The organism is Pseudomonas mercuritolerans (assembly GCF_025706525.1).
Classification (GTDB): Bacteria; Pseudomonadota; Gammaproteobacteria; order Pseudomonadales; family Pseudomonadaceae; genus Aquipseudomonas; species Aquipseudomonas mercuritolerans.
The window spans coordinates 570233-591036 of the sequence record NZ_JAMSHA010000001.1 but is presented as its reverse complement, the minus strand read 5'-3'; the positions used below and the strand labels follow the sequence as shown (position 1 = coordinate 591036).

12 protein-coding genes and 1 other RNA gene are annotated in these 20804 nt (G+C 60.2%); 12 read left to right on the top strand and 1 reads right to left on the bottom strand.

The window, feature by feature from the left end; genetic code table 11:
• Nucleotides 1–19: 19 nt before the first annotated feature.
• From zipA to ND528_RS02630, 6 genes are all read left to right on the top strand, one after another.
• Nucleotides 20–883, top strand: a complete 864-nt coding sequence (gene zipA, locus ND528_RS02655; protein WP_016773851.1) for a cell division protein ZipA — start codon at nt 20–22, stop codon at nt 881–883.
• Nucleotides 884–1023: 140 nt separating this feature from the next.
• A complete protein-coding gene (ligA, locus tag ND528_RS02650) occupies nt 1024–3381 on the top strand; it encodes an NAD-dependent DNA ligase LigA (protein ID WP_263469614.1) in 2358 nt (785 codons plus the stop codon).
• 312 nt (nt 3382–3693) lie between these two features.
• Entirely contained in the window at nt 3694–4857 is a 1164-nt protein-coding gene (locus ND528_RS02645) for a zinc-binding metallopeptidase family protein (RefSeq protein WP_263469613.1), read from the top strand.
• A 132-nt stretch (nt 4858–4989) separates the two neighbouring features.
• Nucleotides 4990–5086: signal recognition particle sRNA small type (gene ffs, locus ND528_RS02640), an RNA gene on the top strand.
• A 204-nt stretch (nt 5087–5290) separates the two neighbouring features.
• Nucleotides 5291–5779 (top strand): hypothetical protein, encoded by a 489-nt coding sequence (locus ND528_RS02635; RefSeq protein WP_263469612.1) that lies wholly within the window; start codon nt 5291–5293, stop codon nt 5777–5779.
• A 36-nt stretch (nt 5780–5815) separates the two neighbouring features.
• Nucleotides 5816–7783 carry a hypothetical protein gene (locus ND528_RS02630; RefSeq protein ID WP_263469611.1) on the top strand — a complete coding sequence of 656 codons (1968 nt, stop codon included), beginning with the start codon at nt 5816–5818 and terminating at the stop codon, nt 7781–7783.
• A 107-nt stretch (nt 7784–7890) separates the two neighbouring features.
• Here the strand turns inward: ND528_RS02630 and ND528_RS02625 are convergent, their stop codons facing one another.
• Nucleotides 7891–8640: a substrate-binding periplasmic protein gene (locus tag ND528_RS02625; RefSeq protein ID WP_263469610.1), complete on the bottom strand. Its 750-nt coding sequence runs from the start codon at nt 8638–8640 to the stop codon at nt 7891–7893.
• 145 nt (nt 8641–8785) lie between these two features.
• Between ND528_RS02625 and dnaX the strand changes: the two genes are divergently transcribed.
• The 6 genes from dnaX to ND528_RS02595 all read left to right on the top strand — a co-directional run bounded on the left by dnaX (nt 8786) and on the right by ND528_RS02595 (nt 20671).
• Nucleotides 8786–10870, top strand: coding sequence for a DNA polymerase III subunit gamma/tau (gene dnaX / locus ND528_RS02620; RefSeq protein WP_263469609.1), 2085 nt, complete (start codon nt 8786–8788; stop codon nt 10868–10870).
• Nucleotides 10871–10936: 66 nt separating this feature from the next.
• Nucleotides 10937–11275, top strand: coding sequence for a YbaB/EbfC family nucleoid-associated protein (locus ND528_RS02615; protein WP_003223337.1), 339 nt, complete (start codon nt 10937–10939; stop codon nt 11273–11275).
• Between the two features lie 264 nt (nt 11276–11539).
• Nucleotides 11540–12574, top strand: coding sequence for an NADP-dependent oxidoreductase (locus ND528_RS02610; RefSeq protein ID WP_130911529.1), 1035 nt, complete (start codon nt 11540–11542; stop codon nt 12572–12574).
• A 66-nt stretch (nt 12575–12640) separates the two neighbouring features.
• On the top strand, nt 12641–13243 hold the full coding sequence (gene recR, locus ND528_RS02605) for a recombination mediator RecR (RefSeq protein WP_016773861.1): 603 nt from the start codon (nt 12641–12643) through the stop codon (nt 13241–13243).
• 189 nt (nt 13244–13432) lie between these two features.
• Nucleotides 13433–14581, top strand: a complete 1149-nt coding sequence (locus ND528_RS02600) for an acyl-CoA dehydrogenase family protein (RefSeq protein ID WP_263469608.1) — start codon at nt 13433–13435, stop codon at nt 14579–14581.
• A gap of 165 nt (nt 14582–14746) precedes the next feature.
• Entirely contained in the window at nt 14747–20671 is a 5925-nt protein-coding gene (locus ND528_RS02595; RefSeq protein WP_263469607.1) for an SET domain-containing protein-lysine N-methyltransferase, read from the top strand.
• Nucleotides 20672–20804: the final 133 nt, after the last annotated feature.

Below are 20804 nucleotides of genomic sequence, written 5' to 3'. Positions count from 1 at the left end.
TATAGAGGCACGGGATTACATGGAAATCGGTCTGCGCGAGTGGCTGATCGTCATCGGCATCATTGTGATAGCCGGTATTCTTTTCGATGGCTGGCGCCGTATGCGCGGCGGCAAGGGAAAGCTGAAATTCCGTCTCGACCGGAGCCTGTCCAATCTGCCGGACGAGGACACCAGCGCCGAGCTGTTGGGCCCGGCCCGCGTCCTGGACACGCACAAAGAGCCGCAACTGGACGAGCACGATCTGCCGTCGGTGAGCATGCCCAACCGCGAAGCCCGCGAGCCGCGTGAATCCGGCTCGAAACGTGGCAAGCGCGGCAGCAACGGCCCGGCGCAGGGCGACCTGAACCTCGACCTCGATCTGGACGGCGGCCCGAGCTTCAGCAGCCGCGATGACGATTTCGCCGAAGACAGCAAGCCTGCAGCGGCCGTGGCGGAAAAAGATCAGCCGCAAGCCGAAGAAGTGCTGGTGATCAGCGTGATCTGCCGCGACCCGGCCGGCTTCAAAGGCCCGGCGCTGCTGCAGAACATTCTCGAAAGCGGCCTGCGTTTCGGCGAGATGGACATTTTCCACCGCCACGAAAGCATGGCCGGTAACGGCGAAGTGCTGTTCTCCATGGCCAACGCGGTCAAGCCGGGCATCTTTGATCTGGACGACATCGACCACTTCAGCACTCCGGCGGTGAGCTTCTTCCTCGGTCTGCCTGGCCCGCGTCATCCGAAGCAGGCTTTCGACGTAATGGTCGCGGCGGCCCGCAAGCTGTCCCAGGAACTGAACGGCGAACTGAAAGACGATCAGCGCAGCGTACTGACTGCGCAGACGATTGAGCACTACCGTCAGCGCATCGTCGAATTCGAACGCCGCGCATTGACGCAGAAGCGCTAAGGCCAAAATCGAAAGATCGCAGCCTTCGGCCTGTAGGAGCTGACGAGTGCAACGAGGCTGCGATCTTTTGGCCCCGCCGCCGATAATGGAATGAAACTGGAGCAGCCTCGGCTGCTCTTTTGCTTTATGAGAGAACACCCATGACCGCCGCCAAAATCCGCATTCTAGAGCTGCGCGCTGAGCTGGATCAGCACAACTATCGCTATCACGTTCTCGACGAGCCGAGCATTCCCGATGCCGAGTACGACCGCTTGTTCCACGAGCTCAAGGCGCTGGAAGCGGCCAACCCGGAACTGATCACCAGCGATTCGCCGACCCAGCGCGTCGGCAGCATGGCGTTGACCGCATTCACTCAGGTGCGTCACGAAATCCCGATGCTCAGCCTCGGCAACGCCTTCGAAGAATCCGACATGCGCGAGTTTGATCGCCGCGTCAACGAAGGCCTCGACGTGCCGGCCGGCGATCTGTTCGGTGGCGGCGCGGCGGTGGAATACAGCTGCGAGCCGAAGCTCGATGGCCTGGCGGTCAGCCTGCTGTATCAGGACGGTCTGTTGGTGCGCGGCGCCACCCGTGGCGATGGCACCACCGGCGAGGACATCAGCGTCAACGTGCGTACCGTGCGCAATATTCCGCTGAAGCTGCACGGCGAAGGCTGGCCGGCGACGCTGGAAGTGCGCGGTGAAGTGTTCATGTCCAAGGCCGGTTTCGAGCGCCTCAATGCTTCGCAACTGGAAATCGGCGGCAAGACTTTCGCCAACCCGCGCAACGCAGCAGCAGGCAGCCTGCGCCAGCTCGATTCGAAGATCACCGCCAATCGTCCGCTGGAATTCTGCTGCTATGGCATCGGTCAGGTGTCTCACGATATCGCCGACACCCACATCGGTAACCTCAAGCAGTTGCAGAAGTGGGGCATGCCGATCAGTCACGAACTGAAGCTGGCCAAGGGCATCGATGAGTGCCTGGAGTACTACCGCGACATCGGCGAACGTCGTAACTCGCTGGCCTATGAAATCGATGGCGTGGTGTTCAAGGTCAACAGCATCGCTGACCAGCGTGAGCTGGGCTTCCGCGCCCGCGAGCCGCGCTGGGCGATCGCACACAAATTCCCGGCGATGGAAGAACTCACCGAGCTGCTCGACGTGGAATTCCAGGTCGGCCGCACCGGTGCGGTGACGCCGGTGGCGCGTCTGAAACCGGTGAAGGTCGCCGGCGTCACCGTGGCCAACGCCACGTTGCACAACATGGACGAAGTGGCGCGACTGGGCCTGATGATCGGCGACACGGTGATCATCCGCCGCGCCGGTGATGTGATTCCGCAAGTGGTGCAGGTAGTCACCGAGCGTCGCCCCGATGACGCGCGCCCGGTGGCCATTCCCGAAAGCTGCCCGGTGTGCGGCTCCCACGTTGAACGCACGCAACTGGTCAAGCGCAGCAAGGGCAAGGAAACCTTCAGCGAAGGTGCGGTGTATCGCTGCGTCGGCCGACTGGCCTGTGGCGCGCAATTGAAGCAGGCGATCATTCACTTCGTCTCGCGCCGGGCCATGGACATCGAAGGCTTGGGCGACAAGAGCGTCGAGCAACTGGTCGACGAAGGGCTGGTCAGCTCGCCGGCCGATCTGTATGCGCTGAAGTTCGACGACATCGTCGATCTGGAAGGCTTTGCCGAGGTATCGAGCAACAAGCTTCTCAAAGCCATCGAAGACAGCAAGCAACCGAGCCTGGCACGTTTCATCTACGCCCTCGGCATTCCCGATGTCGGCGAAGAAACGGCCAAGGTGCTGGCGCGTTCGCTGGGTTCGCTGGAGCGCGTGCAACAGGCCTTGCCGCATGTGCTGACTTACCTGCCGGACGTCGGCCTGGAAGTGGCGCACGAGATTCACAGCTTCTTCGAGGATGCGCACAACCAGCAGGTCATCAGCGAACTGCTCGGCCATGGTCTGCAGATTCAGGATCAGGGCGAGCTGGGCGCGGAGTTCGCCGCCAGTACCACGTTGGGCGGCTTGCTCGACAAACTGCACATTCCCTTCGTCGGCCCCGGTGGTGCGCAGAAACTCGCCGATCGCTTCGGTTCGCTGGAAGCGGTGATGAACGCTGACTGGCTGGACATGCGCCAGGCATTGCCGGAGAAGCAGGCCAACTCGGTGCGCGAGTTCTTCGCCTCGCCTGAGCATCGGCAACTGGCCGAGCGGGCCGAGCAGCAGCTGCGCGATTTCGGCATGCATTGGCAGAGCGAGAAAAAAGTCGTCGAAGGTCTGCCGCTGTCCGGCGAAACCTGGGTGCTGACCGGCAAGGTCGAACTGATGAGCCGGGATGTGGCCAAGGATCATCTGGAAAGCCTCGGCGCGAAAGTTGCCGGCTCCGTGTCGGCCAAGACCCATTGCGTGGTCGCCGGGCCCGGTGCCGGCTCGAAGCTGACCAAGGCCAATGAGCTGGGCGTGAAGGTCATGGACGAAGAAGCGTTTATCGCCTTCCTCAAAACCCACGGCGTCGCTGTCTGACGGTATGAACCCCTGTGGCGAGGGGATTTACCCCTCTCCGGATGAACCCCTGTGGCGAGGGGATTTATCCCTCTCCGGATGGACACCTGTGGCGAGGGGATTTATCCCCGCTGGGTTGCGCAGCGACCCCAAAACCCTGCGACCGATCATTTCATCTGTATCGCGTGTACGGTTTTTTGCGACTGCTGCGCAGTCGAGCGGGGATAAATCCCCTCACCACAATGCTGCTATCACCCGGCTGCGCGGTTATGGGTGGGAACGATGTTGTCTTCAGAATGATCTAGTCTTGGCCAGTCCCAGGGAGAGATCGCCATGCACCGCTTCTTCGAGCAGCTCAGTTCCCGCATCATCGCGCCGTTCGTGGCCGGATCCTCGCGCAACAGCAAAGTCTGGCCGTGCCGTTGCGGCCAGTCGCTGTTTTTTCGCAACAGTCAGTGCCTGGCCTGTAACGCCTTGCTCGGCTATCAACCTGAAGAAAGTCGCCTGACCTCGCTGCAGCCGGGGCCGGAAGAGGGCACCTGGACGCTCGACGCCGATCCCGACGCCGGACTGTTCCGCCGCTGCGCCAACCTCGACATGCCCGCCGCGTGCAACTGGCTGCTGCCGGCCAACGATCACGACACCTTGTGCATCGCTTGCAGCCTCAACCGCACCATTCCCGACCTGTCCGTCGCGGAAAACCCCGAACGCTGGCGCAAGGTCGAAATCGCCAAGCGTCGACTGGTCGCGCAACTGATCACCCTCGGCTTGCCGGTCATCCCGAAAATCGTCGACGAAGAAACCGGACTGGCGTTCGACTTCATTGGCGTAGACCTCGAAGGCAACGCGCCGATGACCGGCCACGCCAATGGCCTGATCACCCTCGACATCAAAGAGGCCGACGATGCACACCGTGAGCAGGTCAGGGCGGCGATGCACGAACCTTACCGCACGCTGCTCGGGCATTTTCGCCACGAAGTCGGCCACTACTACTGGGACCGCCTCATCGCCAACGGCCCTTGGCTGGACGCGTTCCGCAATCTGTTCGGCGACGAACGCGCCAGTTACGCCGAGGCGCTGGACCGGCACTACCAGCAAGGCGCGCCGCTGGACTGGCCGCAGCATTACGTCAGCGCCTACGCGACCATGCACCCGTGGGAAGACTGGGCGGAAACCTGGGCGCATTACCTGCACATGATGGACGCGGTCGACACGGCGCTGGGCTTCGGCATGAGCGCGCGGGAAATGGACTTCGACTATCAGCCATTTCCGACCAGCACCCTGTACGACCCCGAGCATCCCGGCGGTGGCGCGTTCCTGTCGTTCGTCAATGCGTGGATCGAACTGGCCGGCATGCTCAACGAACTGTCGCGCAGCATGGGCCAGCCGGATTTCTACCCGTTCGTACTGCCGGCGGCGGCGATCGCCAAGTTGCACTTCATTCATCTGGTGATCCAGCAGGCCGGGGGCAGGGCGGATGAGGTGCTGGCCTTGTAGGTGTCGCAGGGCCGTGATGTTTATGTCCTTGAAGCCGTTCAGGTTTTTTATCTGCAACCAACGGTTGTAAGTTCATCTCAGACAGGTACAATGGCGCGGCTCGCCGATAGGCAAGCGTCGTTATGGTGACCCCATCGGTCCCCCCGCAACGATTACCCGTGAACCTGGTCAGATCCGGAAGGAAGCAGCCACAGCGGGAACATTGTGTGCCGGGGTGTGGCTGGTGGGGGCACCACCTTAACGAACCAACCGAGAATTCAAAGAGAACTGCATGGGTTTGCCCACTGCGGTTTTTTTATGCCTGCGATTTGGCTAGTGGCGTTGATCCGCCATCAGAAACGCGCGGATCAGCCGCGCAGCGTCCCGGTGCCCGTGCGGCTGTCGACAGCGAACAGTGGCATACTCCCTCGCCTGGCAACGAGAGGTAAGGCAAGTGGGTGAAATCGACGATCTGACTCGTGAAAAACTGCGCGAATGGCAGATGCGGCGTCTGGAAGTCAAAACGCAGATGCAGGATCAGCCCGAGCGCACGCTGGAATTGTCGCGAGTGCTCGACCTGATGGATGAGGAGCACGCCGCGATTCTGGCGGCTTCGACCGTGTTCAATGCGGCTGAAGAAGCTGCGCAGCCGCTCGCGGTGCAGGACCAGCCCGTCATCACTGAATCGGTGGCCGGCCAGTACGACCTGCAACTGCACGCCAGCGCGCAAAGCCCTGAACACCTGCGCAAACTGCTGGAAATGGCGCTCTACGAAGTGCAGGCGCAGATTGAAGCAGGGCCGCTGGCTGGCGGCGCAGATCGACGCGGCATGTCCGGCACGCTCGGCGGCTACTCCTTCGAACTGCGGATCAGCCCCGAGTCCGGCAGTGAGGGAAACTTGCCGCAGTCCCATGAAATGCACGACGAGAATGACCAGGACTGATCTGGTGTTGTATTAAAGCCCAGGCGGCGAGGTTGTATGCACCCGGAACATTTTGATTTGGCCACCCCGGTATTTCTGCCCATCACCCATGATGCGTGTACGGCGCTGTTGCAGCCCGAGGGTGTCGCGACACTGGCAAGCCTGAGCGACCCGGAACTGGCGGCAGTGCTGGTCATTCAGAGCCTCGCCCAGGCCACGGAACAGGATCTGAGCGCCAGCGCCGCGGAGAAGATTCTCGCCAGACTCATTGACTGGTCTGTCACCTCTCGGCGCTCCGGATCAGCGGGACTGCTTGCAGAGGCGCGGCGTCTGTTCGATTCGCGCAAATTGTATTTCGGCCTCAATGCTCTCAAAGGCCTGAACTTGCGCTTTCTCATGGCCGATGAAGTCGCCGCGCAGGCATTTCTGTTGCCCGGCGGGCAGTGGGATGTGGACTACAAGATCCGCCATCAGCAACAGAACAACCCGTTTCGCCAGCAAATGGTCACGCCACGCGAGCGTGAACACTGGTTAAGTGCGGCGCAGGACAAACTGCTGCGAACCTTCCGTGCCAACCTCGACGAAGACCTGCACGTGCAGGGTTATGCGGGCATCGGCAAGAGCTACATGCTCAGCGCGCTGATCGAATGCCTGCGCTCGAAACGCACCCTGGTACTGGCGCGCACCCCGGCGAAACTGGCGACGCTGCGCAAGCACATCGTGCAGGTCCACGACACGGAAATTGGCCAGACCTTTTTCGATTTCGCCCAGGCCCAGCTGCTCGGTCCCCGGTTGCCTATGGCCAGGACGCCCGCGCGTCTCCCGAGCAAACAGGCGCTGGCGCAGGAACTGCATATCTTCGGCTTTCGCCACCACGACGGGCCGGGCACCCTCGAGGTTTGTCTGCGCGTGCTCAAGCTGTACTGCGCCTCAAGAGATCACACGCTGTCCGCCAGGCACTTGCCGCACTTCCAGCAGCCCTTGACCGGCGCAGACTCGCAAGCGCTGCTGGAATACTCCAGTCGCCTGTGGGTGTATCTGGAGGCCAACCCGGCCTGGGCCAGCCAGAGCGGTTTTCCGACGTTGTTGATGGTCAAGCGCGCCAGTCTCGCCGGTTGCCGCGTCCCGCCGCGCTACACCCATGTGATCATCGACGAAAGCCAGGATGTGCCGGCGTCGCTGCTGCAAATCATCGAGCGCGGGCAGCAGGTGCTGATCACCCTCGGCGATGAGTATCAGCAGGCCACGGGCGAGGCGCCCAAGCGCAAGCGTGAAGTTCGTCAGAGCGATATCTGCTATTCGGTGCGCTCGGGACGCAATGTCGAGCGCCTGGTCAATCCGCTGATCTCGCGCCACACGCACAAGAGCAAAGTGCCGTTCGAAGGCGCTCGTCACGCCGACGTCGATATCGAGTACTATCCGCAAGCCTTCGTGCCGCCCGAAGGTTGCGTGGTGCTGACCGCTTCACCGTGGGACACGATGATGTGGGCCATCCACCTGCACGATTCCAATTGCGCCTTCAGTTTTCCCGACCGGGAAGCGCAGGACGACATCAAGCATTTCATGACCACCGCCATCGAGCTGTTCCGCCGCGATTTCTATAACGCCGGGTCCAGCGAGAAAGGACCGCACCCGTATTTCAGCGACATGGCTGATTGGCAGCAGGTGCGCGCCGCCAACCAGTTCGATGAAGCATTCTTGTGGATCGAGGCACAGTTGCAAAACGGCTTCATGATTGCCGACCTGACGCGACTGAGCCAAAAGATCATCGAGCCGGGCAAGGCCTGTCTGTTGATGATGGCCGAGCGGGCCGGCGGCATGGAGTTCAGGCGCGTGCTGTTGACCCGGACGTTGCTCAGTAATGAGAAATTCAAGGATGCCTACGAGTTCGATCAGCGCATCTGTGCCGTGTACATCGCCGTGTCCCGTGCCCGCCAGCAGCTCTATCTGCCTTATGACGTGGTGGAATGGATCGATTATCACCACAGCCGTGAGCCGAAATTCCGCGAATCGCACGGTTATTGACCCGGCCAACCCTGTGGGAGCGAGCCTGCTCGCGATGGCGTCGGCGTGTTCAACAATTGTGTCGCCTGTTTTACCGCTTTCGCGAGCAGGCTCGCTCCCACACGGGGTTAGGGTGTGGTTGAAGCGGCGCCGGTGTAGAGCCGGATTATGTCGTCGATCTCGCCGGACATTTTCATCCGCAGCAACGTGCGCAGGATCCGCTGCACCGGCACTTTCGGGTCGTTCCGCACATAGCAGCCGATATTCTGTTCCTGCAACACCGCGACCCCTTGCAGCTGCTGCTCCGGCAACAGGCGCTGATTGATCCAGTCCAGCGTCCACTGATTGCTCACCGCATAGCGATATCGCCCGGCTAGGAGCTTTTCCAGTACCTGTTCCTGATTGCGCGCGTCTTCGCGTTGCAACTGGTCGGCGTCGAACAGCGGTTGCAGGGTAGGGTAGCTGTAACCGAGGACGGTGCCGATGGCCTGGCGCGGCAGCCGGGCGGGATTGATCTGCGCCGGTTGTTCCTTGCGGCTGATCAGCAGGTCGCGCTGAAACCACAGCGGCACGCTCCAGATGTAATCGCCGGACTGATTCGGCAGCCACGACTGTGCGGCATAGCAGCGCACGTCGATGTCGCCGTGCTCCATGGCGCTCTGTACCCGCGCGCGCGGCAGGACGACGAATTGCGCGGGCGCGCCGACCTGGGTCGCCAGGCTGAGCAGAATGTCATGCAGGATGCCCTGGGTCGGTCTGCCGCTTTGCAGTTGCACCATCGGCATCGCCCAACTGTCCGGCACGGCGAAGCGCAACGGCGCTTGCGCTGCCATCGCGTTGAGGCTGATACCCAGCAATGCCGCCACGGCCCACCGCATAGACGCTCCGGTAATTCCCCATCCCGAGCTGATAAAAGCCTCTGCTGATGCAGCTTAGCCATATTAGACGAGGACACCGGATGCAATTTTGCCCTTGCTCCGCTAGCATTAGCCGCTTCTGCTTCCTTCGCTGCGACGGTTTTCGATGAGTTATCAGGTTCTTGCACGTAAATGGCGTCCACGCTCGTTCCGCGAAATGGTCGGCCAGACCCATGTGCTCAAGGCTCTGATCAATGCCTTGGACAGCCAGCGGCTGCACCACGCCTACCTGTTCACCGGGACGCGCGGGGTCGGCAAGACCACCATCGCGCGGATCATTGCCAAGTGCCTGAACTGCGAGACAGGTATCACTTCCAGCCCCTGCGGCGAGTGTTCGGTGTGCCGCGAGATCGATGAAGGCCGTTTTGTCGACCTGATCGAGATCGACGCCGCCAGCCGCACCAAGGTCGAAGACACCCGCGAACTGCTCGATAACGTGCAGTACGCGCCAAGCCGTGGGCGCTTCAAGGTCTACCTGATCGACGAAGTGCACATGCTTTCCAGCCATTCCTTCAATGCGCTGCTGAAAACCCTCGAAGAGCCGCCGCCCTACGTCAAGTTCATCCTGGCGACCACCGATCCGCAGAAACTTCCGGCAACGATTCTTTCGCGTTGCCTGCAGTTCTCCCTGAAGAACATGACGCCCGAGCGTGTGGTCGAGCACTTGACCCACGTTCTGACCGCGGAAAACGTACCGTTCGAAGACGATGCACTGTGGCTGCTCGGCCGCGCGGCTGACGGTTCGATGCGTGACGCCATGAGCCTGACCGATCAGGCCATCGCGTTCGGTGAAGGCAAGGTCCTCGCGACCGACGTGCGCGCGATGCTCGGCACACTGGATCACGGTCAGGTCTATGACGTGCTGCATGCGCTGATCGAAGGCGATGCCAAGGCGCTGCTCGAAGCCGTGCGTCACTTGGCCGAGCAAGGCCCGGACTGGAACGGCGTGCTCTCGGAAATTCTTAACGTGCTGCACCGCGTGGCCATCGCTCAGGCGTTGCCGGAAGGGGTCGACAATGGCCACGGCGACCGTGATCGCGTATTGGCCCTTGCCCAAGCGTTGCCGGCCGAAGACGTGCAGTTCTATTACCAGATGGGCCTGATCGGGCGCCGCGATTTGCCGCTGGCGCCGGACCCGCGCGGCGGTTTCGAAATGGTCTTGCTGCGGATGCTCGCGTTCCGCCCGGCGGATACGGCGGACGCGCCGAGGCAACCGCTAAAGCCAGTGGGGATCAGCCAGGCCACAGTTGATTCCGCAAACTCAGTGGCTGCCGCGCCGAAGCCTGCGCCGGTGGTCGCTGCGGCTGTTGCGCCCACACCTGCGCCCGCACCGGTAGCGGCGCCGGTTGCCGAGCCAGAACCTGTGGCGCCGGTTGTCGAAGCACAACCGGAGCCTGAGCCAGTCGCCGTCGAAGCCGTGGTCGATCTGCCGTGGAACGACCCGGTGGAAGCCGAGGCCGAGCCAGCGCCGGTACAGCAACCCGCCGTCGAGCCGGTACTGGAAACTGCTGGCGAGCAGCCTGAATTGCCGCCGATGCCGTTGCCGACCCCGGACAGCGTGGTCCCGGATGCGCCGGAGTGGGCTGCCGCGCCAATTCCCGAGCCATCCGTCGCTGACGTCGATGCCGCTACGCCGGGCATGGACATGGACGACGAACCGCCGCTGGATGAAGACTACATCGAGCCGGACATGGATTCGGCCTACAGCTATCTCGACGAACTGGCCAGCGAACACGCTGCCGATCCCGATCCTGAGCCCGAGCCGGAACCTGCCGCCGCGCCGGCCACCGGTCTGGCCCTGCAATGGCTGGAGCTGTTCCCGAAACTGCCGATTTCCGGCATGACCGGCAGCATCGCCGCCAACTGCACGTTGATTGCGGTCGATGGCGATCACTGGCTGATGCACCTTGATCCGGCTCACAGCGCCCTGTTCAACGCCACGCAACAGCGTCGCCTCAACGACGCGTTGAACCAGTTCCACGGGCGCACGCTGACGCTGACCATCGAGCTGATCAAGCCCGAGCAGGAAACCCCGGCCCAGGCCGCCTCGCGCCGCCGCGCCAATCGCCAGCGTGAGGCGGAGGAATCGATCCACGGTGATCCGTTCATCCAGCAGATGGTTCAGCAGTTCGGCGCAGTGGTGCGAAGCGATACTATTGAACCTGTCGACGCCTTGGTCACCCAAGGCTAATAACTGAAGGTGCTCGGCCTCGATGGCCGGGCGCTGTTTTATCCAAGTACGTTTGAGGTGATTCCCATGATGAAAGGTGGCATGGCCGGCCTGATGAAGCAGGCGCAGCAGATGCAGGAAAAAATGGCCAAGATGCAGGAAGAACTGGCCAACGCCGAAGTCACCGGCAAGGCCGGCGGCGACATGGTCACCGTGGTGATGACCGGTCGTCACGACGTCAAGAGCGTGAGCATCGACCCAAGCCTGGTCGAAGGCCTGAGCGAAGACGACAAAGAGATGCTGGAAGCCGTGGTCGCCGCCGCCGTCAATGACGCCGTGCGCAAGATCGAAGCCAACAGCCAGGAAAAAATGGGCAGCATGACCGCCGGCATGAACCTGCCAGCGGGTATGAAACTGCCATTCTGATTCGCCTTTGGGCGGCAGATGAGCTACACAAAATGCCAGGCATCGCGCCTGGCATTTTTGTTTCTGCCTGATGGACATATGCCGGCTGGACTGACGCCTTCGCGAGCAGGCTCGCTCCCACATTTGGAATGCATTCCCCTGTGGGAGCGAGCCTGCTCGCGAAGGGGGGGCGCCTCGTTCAAAACTGAAGAAACATCGAACACACCACGGCAACCAAGGTCTGCTCCCTATACACCGAATTCCCCATTCACAGGAGACGCTGACATGTCCGACCCTCTCACCCTCAATCAACGCTTCGTCCTCGCCTCGCGCCCGACCGGCGCGCCGACCCCGGAGAACTTTCGTCTCGAGCGCGAGGCGCTGCCGGATCTGCAGGACGGCCAGGTATTGCTGAAAACCCTGTACCTGTCGCTCGACCCGTACATGCGCGGACGTATGAGCGACGCACCGTCCTACGCTGCGCCAGTGCAAATCGGCGAAGTCATGACCGGCGGCGCGGTCAGCCGGGTCGAGCAGTCCAATCACCCGAAATTCCACACCGGTGATCTGGTGGTTGGCGCCACCGGTTGGCAGAGCCACAGCATCAGCGATGGCCGCAACATCATGCCGATCCCGGCCGGCCTGCCTAGCCCTTCGATGGCCCTTGGCGTACTGGGCATGCCGGGCATGACCGCGTACATGGGCCTGATGGACATCGGCCAGCCGAAAGAAGGCGAAACCCTGGTGGTGGCTGCGGCGTCCGGCGCCGTCGGCTCGGTGGTTGGGCAAGTGGCGAAGATCAAAGGTCTGCGCGCGGTCGGCGTGGCCGGTGGTGCCGAGAAGTGCAGATACGTCGTTGAGGAGCTGGGTTTTGATGCCTGCATCGACCACAAGGCCGACGACTTCGCCGAGCAACTGGCCAAGGCCTGCCCCAACGGCATCGACATTTATTATGAGAACGTCGGCGGCCATGTCTTCGACGCGGTCGTGCCGTTGCTCAATCCCAAGGCGCGCATCCCGTTGTGCGGCCTGATCGCCGGCTACAACGCCGCCGAAGCGCCGACCGGCCCGGATCGCCTGCCGATGCTGCAACGCACACTGTTGACCAAACGTGTGCGGATTCAGGGCTTCATCGTCTTCGATGACTATGGTGATCGTCAGCCGGAATTCATCAGCCACATGGTGCCGTGGGTACGCGACGGCAAAGTGAAATTCCGCGAGGATGTGGTCGAAGGCCTGGAGCAGGCGCCCGAGGCTTTCATCGGTCTGCTGGAAGGGCGCAACTTCGGCAAACTGGTAGTCCGGGTCGCCCAGGACTGAGGATTTGACGCTGGCCAGAGGCGCGGGTATAAACCGCGTCTCGTTGTTTAGTCGGACTGTTTACCCATGAGCTTCAGCCCTTTGATTCGCCAACTGATCGACGCTCTGCGCACCTTGCCGGGCGTGGGTCAGAAAACCGCTCAGCGCATGGCGTTGCAGTTGCTCGAACGTGATCGCAGCGGCGGTACGCGTCTGGCCCAGGCCTTGAGCCAGGCCATGGAAGGCGTCGGCCATTGCCGCCAATGCCGCACGCTGACCGAAGACGATCTGTGCCCGCAATGCGCCGACCCGCGCCGCGATGACACGCTGCTTTGCGTGGTCGAAGGGCCGATGGATGTTTATGCGGTAGAGCAGACCGGCTTCCGTGGCCGCTATTTCGTGCTCAAGGGGCACTTGTCGCCGCTGGATGGCCTGGGGCCGGAAGCGATCGGTATTCCGCAACTGATGGCGCGGATTGAAGAGGCGGGGACCTTTACCGAAGTCATCCTCGCCACCAACCCGACCGTGGAAGGCGAAGCGACGGCGCACTACATCGCGCAGTTGCTCAACAACAAAGGCCTGGTCGCCTCGCGGATTGCCCACGGCGTGCCGCTGGGCGGTGAGCTGGAGCTGGTCGACGGCGGCACGCTGGCGCATTCGTTTGCCGGGCGTAAACCGATTTCCCTCTGAATTTGCGGCGTCTGAACTGACGCCTTCGCGAGCAGGCTCGCTCCCACATTTTTGTGTCGTTCACAAATCCCCTGTGGGAGCGAGCCTGCTCGCGAATGGCGCGCCGCGGTCCATCTGATTCACACAATCTCATTGATAACCAAGCAAGCGCTCGGTTAACGTCGGCGAACCCTTCCGTGGAGCTCGCCCATGCCTGCCTTTCAGGAATACTTCGACCCCAGCCACCAATTGATACGCGACAGCGTCAGACGTTTCGTCGAGCGCGAGATCCTGCCGGACATCGATCAGTGGGAAGAAGCCGAAAGCTTTCCCCGTGAGCTGTACCTCAAGGCCGGTGCGGCGGGCATTCTCGGTATCGGCTATCCCGAAGCGCTTGGCGGCAGCCATGAAGGCGATCTGTTCGCCAAGGTCGCCGCCAGTGAAGAGCTGATGCGCTGTGGCTCTGGTGGCCTGGTGGCGGGGCTGGGTTCGCTGGATATCGGCCTGCCACCGATCGTCAAATGGGCGCGGCCTGAGGTGCGAGAGCGGGTCGTCCCCCAAGTGCTCAGCGGCGAAAAGATCAGCGCCCTGGCGGTGACCGAGCCCGGTGGCGGTTCCGACGTCGCCAACCTGCAAACCCGCGCCGTGCGTGACGGTGACTTCTACCGGGTCAGCGGCAGCAAGACCTTTATCACCAGCGGCGTGCGCGCGGATTTCTACACCGTCGCTGTGCGTACCGGTGCGCCGGGGTTTGGCGGCATCAGTTTGTTGCTGATCGAGAAGGGTACGCCTGGGTTCACCGTGGGTCGGCAGTTAAAGAAAATGGGCTGGTGGGCGTCGGACACGGCTGAATTGTTCTTCGACGATTGCCGCGTGCCTGTAGGAAACCTCATCGGCGGGGAGAACATGGGCTTCGCCTGCATCATGGGCAATTTCCAGAGCGAACGCCTGGCGCTGGCGCTGATGGCCAACATGACGGCGCAATTGGCGCTGGAGGAGAGCCTGAAGTGGGCGCGCGAGCGGGAGGCATTCGGCAAGCCCATCGGCAAATTTCAGGTGATCAAGCATCGGCTCGCCGAAATGGCCACGGCGCTGGAAGTGTCGCGCGAGTTCACGTATCGGCAAGCGGCAAAAATGGCGGCGGGGCAGAGCGTGATCAAGGAGATTTCCATGGCGAAGAACTTCGCCACCGACACCTCGGACCGTATCACCACCGAGGCCGTGCAGATTCTTGGCGGGCTCGGTTACATGCGCGAAAGCCTGGTGGAACGGCTGTATCGGGATAACCGCATTCTGTCGATTGGCGGCGGGACGCGGGAAGTGATGAACGAAATCATCAGCAAGCAGATGGGGCTTTGACCAAAAGCGTGAGGGCTGCTTGTGAGCAAGCTCGCCCGGAGGGACAGCGAAGATAACTTGAATCAAATTCGCCGCGAAGGCGGGGTGACTGCATCACGGACTGGCAGGTACATTCCCCAAGAGCAGTACAGCAGGATGACTTTTTACCAAGGACAGGTATTTTTCATGACCGGCATTACCCCAGCACCCCCACATCTTCCGTTCGTGGCCAGTACATCTGATAACCACGCGCACCCACCAGCCGACAAAGTCGAGTCGTTGACCACCCCTGAGGGATCAAGAGGGGATATTGCGTTACCTCCCGACGTTGACAGAATCGCCGGCGCCGAATTGCGCCGCTTGGGCAATCTCGGAGGAGCGTTGTCATGGTCGATTCCCTTGAACACAGACGAGCAGCGCCGCTTGCGTCTTGTCACCATGAGCCATCAACACCATTTGGGCGATCAGCCGCTGGTCATGCAAATCAAGGGCGGTGTGCTGGAGTTCCTGAACTATTGCCACCCCATCCCCTTAATGGCGCAGCATGAGCCGGCGAAGATGCTCGAAGCGTTGGTCGACTCCCCACAGGGGCAGCTGATGGGCAAAGCGCTGCAACATAAAATGCAGGGCATGGAAAGCGATAGAAGCGTCACGGATTACCTGCTGGCCGGGATTGCTCTGCAGCTGGATCCTGAATCAATCGTCGCCCCCGTGCGCAATAAAGTCGCTGGTTTTGACCTGGCCAGTGAGCAGTATTGGGGAAAGGCTCCTCGCGCGGTCGTGGATGGTCTTGCTGAGCACTTGAGCTCGACCGGTCGCACCAGCGCCGCAATGGCAAAAATCGGTGCCCGCATCCTGATTGCCAGAATCGCCCCGTCTCTGTTGATTCAGCAGGTTCCCCCTAATGTAACAATCGGCAGCCAGGCCTGGGCCAACGTGACGATCGCGGCAATGACAATAGAGGCGTTGCACCCGGGCAAGGTTCTCGACATGACGTTCGCTCAGGTCATGAATGATGCTGACCAATTCCGCCAGATCGATACCGCCGTCACTCAAAGCGCCCGGACAGTTTCGGTACTGGATTGGGCAGTAGCCAACGGAGTGATAAGAAGAAACTACGATGACGCGTACACCGCCGCGACACTCGAAACGGCGAGAAATGCATTCAACGCACAACTTGATCAGCGACTTGCTGCCTCCAGCATATTGACCAGTGAGATACCAACGCGCAGAGAAATCGCACTGGCAATTCTGAAGAAGCGATTTGGTGATCTCGGTGCGCTGTTTGAAGTGAAGGCGCTCAGTACAGATATGTATCGAGGGGAAAACGGGCAAAGAGGGTTCGGTGGCACTCATTCGCTTCTGGATTACGCAATGATGGACCTGCCCAATCTGCGGCCCCTCAAGTCAACCGACGCTCGCCTTCCGCTGGAGGCTGTAAACCATAACCCGGCATTTGGCGTGCTGGCGGCTTTCGAAGAGCAGTTCGCCAATGCAATCAGCGAGAAAAAATCCGCCGTCGCTGCAACGGTCAGGCACATGATCGCGCAGCTTCCATTGGCAGACAGGAAAACTCTGCAATTCGCAAAACTCACCTTCTTTCAGGAGAGTTCGTATACATCCGACGGTTTTTTCAATAACAGTCCGGAACAAAAAGAGCCCTGGCTGCTCCTCAGAACCGAGCTGCGCGGAAGCTTCCAGGCATACGAAATCAATTTCGAAAAAGGTGCGATTGAACAGGCGAACCTGAACAGAGCGAAGAGCAAGCAATCAAGAGATGCCAACAAATACTTCACGACCAGAGAGCTCAAACCAGGAGACACCGAAAATGATCTGGGTCGCGAGCAATCCTTGAACGACTCACTATTGGACAGCTTCAACAGCGCGCGTGCCCGTGGCATTGCCGATGTATTTGTCCAGCACCTTGATCTCGATGATCCTGCAATAAAGCAGTTGGCACGCGGGCAAACCCCGTTAGATGAATATTTCGCTCCAAGGCCCTTGAACGATTTTCTGCTGAACCTGATTCCTTTCCGCTCTGCAATAGCCAATCTTCGGGCCGGTAGTTATGGCGAGGCAGTATTTGATCTGCTGCTGGACGTGTTCGGATTTCTCACTGCTGGTGCCGCCACTGCCGGCAAACTCCTGAAGATCGGACGTACTGCCGTTTCTGCCGGAGCCAAGGTATTAAGGTCGGCCAACGTTATCGGTGTGTCGGCCATAGAATTGCTCAATCCCGTCGGTGGGGTGGGAGATTTGGCCAGACTTGCCGGCGTTGGCGGCTTGTACGTAGTGTCCAAAGGCGTCAGAGCGATCAACAGGCTCAGGGGGGCAGCTGCCAGTTACGATGTCTTGAAGGCGGTGAGCAAACAGTACGACGCTGCGGCGATCGGGGGGTTGAATATAGCGGGACACAAGTTGGAGGTCGCTGCGGTCCTCAGGAGCGGACACTGGTACGCCTTTGACGCCGATTCCATGAGGCCTTTCGGTCGTCCGCTCGAGGACTTCGAAGTTGCGACCCAGGCTGTTGCAGGCCAGGTCTGGACAGCCCATATAGACGAGGCGCTGGCGCTGAGTCATGAGCGCTACGGTCGCCTTGCCGTACCTGAATCGCGTATCGCCGGGCTTACGCGCAACAGCCAGGGTGTCTATGTTGCTGCCGATGGGTATCTTTCCCATGTACGCCATATTGATAACCGGGGTACAACGGCTGTGTACGAAGTGCGACAGGTCACGCGCACGGAAGACGGCGTCGTTCAGGCGCGGGTTTATCACAATACCCGGCAAACCGAGTTGCTGATCCAGCATGTTCACGGTGACCAGTGGCAACGCCTGGGTTTATCCGGTGGTGGGAATATTACCGCTGAACATTTGCGAGCGTGGGAGGCGTTGTCGCGCGAGGAACAGCTGACACTCACTCGTCGGGGCTTTGCACGTCAGAAGCGCGTCTCTGCAAGAACCTTTGAATATTACGTAAACGCTGACGGCCAACTAAGTGCTACAGGACTGCTCCTGCGTGACCGCGCTGCCGGGACGGCCTTCAATGCGGTCACTGCAGCGCAGGTTCGTAGCTGGCAATCCATGACGCAGCAAGCGCGCGATGCGATGACCCTTGAAGGATTTGCCGCTCACCATCACCTGCAGCCGCAGACGTTCAAAAATCACGTACACGTCGATGGCAGCCTGTCGCTCCAAGGTGAATCGCTGCTGTACCGGGAGGGTGGTGGCATATATAACAAAATTACCGATGAACATTTACGCTTGTGGCAGGAGCTATACGACCAACCGGACAACTCAGTCACGGCAGGGCAGTTCAGGCAACAACACGGGCTCGATCCACGACTGTGGGAGAAATACGTTCACAGCAATGATTCTCTGAAAGACGCTGCTCTGCAACGTGTCGCGCGGATCAGCACCACCGGGCCGGCAGCAGGCCGTTCAAGCGTGCAGAGAATCACGGGCGCAAATCTGCGAGCGTGGGAAGCCCTGTCAGCCGAGGAACAGTTGCGGATTACACGGAAGGGGTTTGCGCAGGAACATCATCTGTCCATAAAAACCTTTGAGCACTTTGTACAACCTGACGGTCAGCTAAGCGCTACGGGCGTACTTGTGCGAGACCGTCCAATGGGCTCGCCCTACAATGAGATAACCGCCGAGCACGTCCGTAGTTGGCAAAACATGACACAGCCGGCGCGCGATGCAATGACCATAGATGGATTTGCCGCACATCACCATTTGTATCTCAATACATTCAGGTCGTACGTACGGAGCAAAGGGACGTTGACTCCTGGCGGAGAAGCCCTGTTGTTCAAGGCGGGTGGGGGGGCCTACAAGACGATTACCGATGAGCATTTGCGTGAGTGGAGCAAGCTCTTGGCCCAAGGGGATGGATCGATTGCCGAGGAGGCGTTCCTGCGTCAGCATGAGCTGAACCCGAACCTGTGGAGGTTTCAAGTCAACCCCGATGGTTCCTTTAGAAAGGCGACTGAGCAACGTCTGCAACAGGCAAAGAAAAACCCCGCACTACCCGCGGTCCAGGCGCTGGGTACACACAGGAACAGGATCACCGCCGAGCATTTGCGGGCCTGGGAGGCGCATTCACCTCAAGAGCAGCGCAAGCTGACCCCGCCAGGCTTTGCCCAACAGCACCACCTGTCTTTGAAAACCTTTGCCCACTATGTGAACTCTGACGGCCGGCTGAGTGACGTCGGCGTGCTGGTGCGCGACCGCCCCGCCAACATGCCCTTCAATATGGTGACTGCCACGCACGTCCGCAGCTGGCAAGGCATGTCAGAGCAAGTGCGAGACGCAACGACCCTGGAAGGATTTGCCGGTCAGCACCATTTAAACCCGGGAACACTGAAAAACCACGTGCATGCGGACGGGCGCCTGACTGCGATTGGTGAGACGCTTTTGTTCAAGGCAGAGGGTGGTATCTATGAACCGATTACCAATAAGCATTTACGCGATTGGAGCGAGCTCGTTGCCAGTGCGGACGACGCTGTCACGCCAGAACAATTCGTCAGGCGCAACAAACTGAACCCAATCAAATGGAAAAGATACGTTAATGACAACGGTTCATTAAAAGATGAAGCGGTGCGACGTCTGGATCGTGCAGGGCAGAACAGCACGCCGTCTCCTGACGTTACCGAAGCGGATCTGGACGCCAAAACAACCAAGGTGACGGCTGAACATTTGCGGGCCTGGGAGGCATTATGGCTCAAGAAGCGGTTAGGGCTGCCCCCTGAAGAGTTTGCCCGCAAGCATAATCTCTTCCCTAAAACCTTCGCACATTACGTAGAGCCTGATGGCACGCTGAGCGCTACTGGCGTGATTGTGCGTGATCGCCCTGCTGGAATGCCTTTCAATAAGATAAGCGAAGTCAACATTCGTCGTTGGCAGAGCATGACCCAGCAGGCGCGTGATGCAATGACCATGAAAGTTTTTGCTGATCACTACCACCTGAATCCCGAACGGCTGAAATCGTTTGTGCGGCTAAATGGCCGTTTGACCCCCAGCGGCGAGGCGCTGATGAACAGGCTGGTCGGTCGCACCTACAAGACGATTACCGACGACCATTTACACCATTGGCGAGAGCAGTTCTTGCAGCCTGACAACTCAATGACACCTGAGCAGTTCATACGCAAATACGAGCTCAACCCGAGCCGTTGGGCAATTTTGGTTGACGCAGACGGCACCTTGAAAGAGGCCGCCACGCGCCGTCTCGATCGAGCGGAGCAACATATCGCGGCGGAGCAGGCGGGTGCGAGCACGACACGAAAGCGGCCAGCATCAGATCCTTTGGATCCGCCGCCGCCGCCGCCGAAGGCGGCGGCCCAGGCCAGCTCGACCGATACGCCGGAGGATGCAGAAGTCCCCGGGCCGTCTTCGGCGGTCGAGCCTGTTGTAATCAAGACCGAGCCCGGTGTCTCTACGCCGTTACGTCGCCATCAGATCGACAATACTCTGCCGATTCTGCAGGATCCGGCGAATCCGAGACTCAGCTTGACCCGGTCACTTGAAGGACCCATTGATGACATTCGTATCGCCTACTGGAATGGTCTGCGTGATGGACTCGACAGTGCAACGAAGAAGCGGGTTTCGGCTCAGATCAAGGCGTCGATAAAAGACTGGCTGCGTACCGAGGGTCAACATCAGTCCCGATTTGATGAGTGCCTGGAGGTAATCATCTCGTTGGATGATGGTGGGCCGACCCGAGGCGCTTCGGTATGGGCGCGGCGCGATATCTCCCAATTTGAAGTACTCGGACCTTATGCGGGCAAGTACCATCCATCAGAGGCATCGTTGTTTCAGGAGCAGCGCAAGCAAGGTTCAGAGGCCGTGCTGACTTATATTTTCGGCACACGTTCGGTGAAGCGTACGGTGAGCGGGCTGCACACTGGCAATACCTTGAGCCTGATCAACACTTCGCAACTGAAAAGCGGACCTGTGTGGAAGTCGAATAATGTCATCTCCATTGCGGTCGGGAAAAACCTGACGTTCTATGTGGCGCTTTCGGATATCAAGAAGGGAGATGAATTGTTGTTGGACTATGGGCCGTTCTATCAGCCAGTGCCTGATATCGCGATCAAGCCAGATCCGGACCAATGAGTTGAAGTGATCTCTGGTTTGATTGTCAACACTGGCAATCCAGGAAGACGCGGCGGGACAGGGAAGTGATGGACGAGATCATCAGAATGCAGATAGGGCTTTAGATCTTGCAGTGCAGCTGACGGCCCCTTCG

Bases quoted from the DNA above. Each gene is read 5' to 3' on its own strand.
- zipA (WP_016773851.1), top strand. From the start codon at position 20: ATGGAAATCGGTCTGCGCGAGTGGCTGATCGTCATCGGCATCATTGTG.
- ligA (WP_263469614.1), top strand. From the start codon at position 1,024: ATGACCGCCGCCAAAATCCGCATTCTAGAGCTGCGCGCTGAGCTGGAT.
- ND528_RS02645 (WP_263469613.1), top strand. From the start codon at position 3,694: ATGCACCGCTTCTTCGAGCAGCTCAGTTCCCGCATCATCGCGCCGTTC.
- ND528_RS02630 (WP_263469611.1), top strand. From the start codon at position 5,816: ATGCACCCGGAACATTTTGATTTGGCCACCCCGGTATTTCTGCCCATC.
- ND528_RS02625 (WP_263469610.1), bottom strand. From the start codon at position 8,640: ATGCGGTGGGCCGTGGCGGCATTGCTGGGTATCAGCCTCAACGCGATG.
- dnaX (WP_263469609.1), top strand. From the start codon at position 8,786: ATGAGTTATCAGGTTCTTGCACGTAAATGGCGTCCACGCTCGTTCCGC.
- ND528_RS02615 (WP_003223337.1), top strand. From the start codon at position 10,937: ATGATGAAAGGTGGCATGGCCGGCCTGATGAAGCAGGCGCAGCAGATG.
- ND528_RS02610 (WP_130911529.1), top strand. From the start codon at position 11,540: ATGTCCGACCCTCTCACCCTCAATCAACGCTTCGTCCTCGCCTCGCGC.
- recR (WP_016773861.1), top strand. From the start codon at position 12,641: ATGAGCTTCAGCCCTTTGATTCGCCAACTGATCGACGCTCTGCGCACC.
- ND528_RS02600 (WP_263469608.1), top strand. From the start codon at position 13,433: ATGCCTGCCTTTCAGGAATACTTCGACCCCAGCCACCAATTGATACGC.
- ND528_RS02595 (WP_263469607.1), top strand. From the start codon at position 14,747: ATGACCGGCATTACCCCAGCACCCCCACATCTTCCGTTCGTGGCCAGT.